Raw genomic sequence first — 394 nt, forward strand, 5'->3', positions numbered from 1 at the left:
ATTATAAAGTGGAAAAGACGTTTCCCTTACGCCCTTCCCACCTGTTTTTCATTCATTTATTTCCCCAAATTTTTTTAATAGTTTTCTCACTGCTTCCTCTAATTCTTCGTAAGTACCCTCATAAATTTCGACGCTTGCCATATATGGATCTGCAACATCAAATGATGGTAATTCCCCGATTAACTGTGCAATTGCTTCTTGTTCAGGCTGGAGTTCTGCTAGTAATTTCTGCTCCAACTCTTCCTGGCCTGAAATATCACTGGTTTCATTGTATTTTTCCACCTGATTCTGATTATCTGCTAGAAAACTTGCACGTTTTAATTCTAACTGTGCAAGATGATGCTTCAACTTTTCAATTTTCTCAAGCGTTTCAGGGTCATCCAATATATATTCC

At 37.3% G+C, this 394-nt stretch carries 1 protein-coding gene; it reads right to left on the reverse strand.

All coding sequences use genetic code 11. The annotated features are described in order from the left end of the window. Positions 1 to 48: 48 nt before the first annotated feature. A partial coding sequence (locus AOA60_RS32620; protein ID WP_218240591.1) for a hypothetical protein occupies positions 49 to 394 on the reverse strand: 346 nt, incomplete at its 5' end.

This window comes from Pseudomonas sp. 2822-17 (assembly GCF_002742485.1).
GTDB classification, from domain to species: Bacteria; Pseudomonadota; Gammaproteobacteria; order Pseudomonadales; family Pseudomonadaceae; genus Aquipseudomonas; species Aquipseudomonas cyclaminis.